We start from the raw sequence: 2,510 nt of genomic DNA on the forward strand, positions 1-2,510 counted from the left end.
ACCACGGGGAAATCCTGCAGATGGTCGAAGGTGAGGGGACCGGCTTCGGCGACCTCCTGTTCGAGTATTTCGTAGATTCCCACCACCTCCTGGGTCATCAGAAGGATCAGGATAACCACCGGCAGGACGAAGACCAGCATCACCGCCGGCGTCATGACCGCGGCGGAGAGCAGATGCCGATGTCCCAGTCGGTTGCGCAGGCGGCGGTAGAGGGGAAAAGTAGCCAGGCCGATGATGATCGCCCAGGCCAGAGAGCGGAGGAACGGGCCGAGGATGGCGAAGACCAGGTAGAGATAACCCAGCAGGGCGGCGAAAGCGACCAGGGCAAAAAATACCTTGCGGTCCATGGCGATCCTTTGGAGGGGTAAGGGTCGAGGCGGAGCTAGCCCTGGCGGTGAACGGCCAATGGCCCCCAGGCCTGGTCGACCGGCATGACTTCCAGTGCATTGACATTGACGTGGGACGGCAGGTTCGCCACGAAAAAGACGATCTCGGCGATGTCCTCCGGCCGCAGTGGCTCGGCTCCCTGGTAGACTTTGGCAGCGCGCTGCTCATCCCCCTTGAAGCGGACCTGCGAAAACTCGCTCTCAGCCATTCCCGGCGCCAGATTGGTGACCCGCACCCGGGTGCCGAGCAGGTCCGCCCGCAGGTTGCGGGAGAATTGCAGGACGAAGGCCTTGGTTGCCCCGTAGATGTGCCCACCGGGGTAAGGCCAGCTGCCGGCGGTCGAGCCGATGTTGATGATGTGCCCGCGGTTGCGTGCCACCATCCCGGGCAGCAGCGCCCGGGTGCAGTACATGACTCCCTTGATGTTGGTGTCGACCATCGTTTCCCAGTCGTCGAGATCGGCCTGCCAGGCCGACTCCAGCCCGAGGGCAAGACCCGCGTTGTTGAGCAGGACGTCGATTTCCGGCAGACCCTGAAGCGCGGCGGCAACCGCCCGTCGCTCACGCACATCGAATACCAGGGCCGCCGCGACGGCGTCGCCCAGTTCCGCCTGCAGGCTCTCCAGTCGCTCCCGGCGGCGTCCGGTCAGGACCAGCCGCCACCCGCCGGCGGCGAAACGCCGGGCGCAGGCGGCGCCGAAACCCGAGGTCGCTCCGGTGACCAGGATTGTTTTTGTCATTGGCCGCTCCTCCTTCAGCAGATTGATGACACGATGAGAACGGGGAGATGGCCCCCGACTCTCCATGAATCCTTATTTGCGCCGGCCACCGGGCCCCTTGTTCCGGACGGGCGGCCGGCGCTCGGCGCCGCCTTTGGGGCCTGCCGTTTTTTGCGGCAGGGCCTCGCTGACCTTGATGATCCGGTTGATCAGCCGGGCGCCATCGAGGGTGGTGATCGCATCCTTTGCGTCCTTCTCGCTGGCCATTTTAACATAGCCGCAGCCCTTGAACTGGCCCGTTTTGGCATCGGTGACCAGATGGATGTAGGCGACCTTGCCGACCACGGAAAAGAGTTTCCTGACCTCTTCTTCGGTGGCTTCCAGCGCGATATTCGTCACATAAAGATCTTTGCTCATCGTTTTCCCTTTTTTCGGTCCCGACGCCCCAAAACCAGGAGGGTATCCGGAGTGCAGCCAACCGTGGATTGTGAAGCCCACGGGATCATAGCACATTAGCGAACGAAAGACATCGGCAGGATCATACCCGGCCTGATTCTTCTTGCGCCCGATCACTCTCCCGGCTACCCTGAACCCGATTTTTGGGCAAAAACACCAACGAACCGGTCGCCAGGCAGAAAATGCTTTCCCGCTCGACGCTTGCCATCACCTGGATCAAACCCGTCCTTGCCGAGGAGCAGTGGGAATTCTTCCATCATCCCGACAAGCAGGACTTCTACCGCCGTCACGGCATTGACTGGGAGCGGCTTTGTGCCGCCTTCGAGCAGGGGGAGTTGACCCCCTGGCCCCGTTCGGAGCGGATTGGAAACCTTCCGGTCCATCTCGCCTACCACACTTACGAAGATTACCTGAAATACCTCGCCAAGGCCAGGCGGGGATACCGGATCAACTATTCCAGAATGGAGAACGATCTGCAGCGATTCGGCGGCTTGACCCTCAAAGCCCCCATCGTGCTCTGTGGCGCCGAGGAGGCTCTGCTCTTCTCTGGTTACCGGCGGCTCTGCCTCGCCTGGAACTACGGGATGCTGCCGGCCGTCTGGCGGGTGCCCATCCGGTCGGCAGCAGCCCCTTTGCGACCCTTACCCGACGCCAGGTGAACATGCACGACCCCCACGAATTCCTCCGGGCTCTCACCATAGTGCTTTGCGTGGCGGCGGTTACCACCGTCGTCTTCCAGCGCCTGCGCCAGCCCGTCATTCTCGGCTACATCCTCGCCGGTCTGCTCATCGGACCGCACGTGCCGAGTCCGCTGGTTGCCGACAGCTCCGTCGTGCGAACCCTCTCCGAGATCGGCGTGATCCTGCTGATGTTCTCTCTCGGTCTCGAGTTCAGTCTGCGAAAGCTGGTCCAGGTCGGCCCCACGGCAGCCCTGACGGCGGTGGTCGAG

At 62.7% G+C, this 2,510-nt stretch carries 5 protein-coding genes; 2 read left to right on the plus strand and 3 right to left on the minus strand.

Annotation, left to right across the window (positions count from 1 at the left end; genetic code table 11):
• The 3 genes from VD811_10160 to VD811_10170 form a co-directional block, all read right to left on the minus strand.
• A partial coding sequence (locus VD811_10160) for a hypothetical protein (protein HXV21335.1) occupies positions 1 to 347 on the minus strand: 347 nt, incomplete at its 3' end.
• A 35-nt stretch (positions 348 to 382) separates the two neighbouring features.
• Positions 383 to 1,126: an SDR family oxidoreductase gene (locus VD811_10165; protein ID HXV21336.1), complete on the minus strand. Its 744-nt coding sequence runs from the start codon at positions 1,124 to 1,126 to the stop codon at positions 383 to 385.
• 72 nt (positions 1,127 to 1,198) lie between these two features.
• Complete coding sequence (locus VD811_10170; protein ID HXV21337.1) at positions 1,199 to 1,678, minus strand: RNA-binding protein; 480 nt, start codon at positions 1,676 to 1,678, stop codon at positions 1,199 to 1,201.
• A 26-nt stretch (positions 1,679 to 1,704) separates the two neighbouring features.
• On the opposite strand from VD811_10170, the gene VD811_10175 reads away from it, so the two are divergent.
• Together VD811_10175 and VD811_10180 are read left to right on the plus strand one after the other, a co-directional pair.
• The gene (locus VD811_10175) at positions 1,705 to 2,220 is read left to right on the plus strand and encodes a hypothetical protein (protein HXV21338.1); all 516 of its coding nucleotides are present in this window, start codon (positions 1,705 to 1,707) and stop codon (positions 2,218 to 2,220) included.
• Between the two features lie 2 nt (positions 2,221 to 2,222).
• Positions 2,223 to 2,510: cation:proton antiporter (locus tag VD811_10180; protein HXV21339.1), on the plus strand; the 288-nt coding region annotated here is incomplete at its 3' end.

The sequence above is a fragment of the Desulfuromonadales bacterium genome (assembly GCA_035620395.1).
Classification (GTDB): Bacteria; Desulfobacterota; Desulfuromonadia; order Desulfuromonadales; family DASPGW01; genus DASPGW01.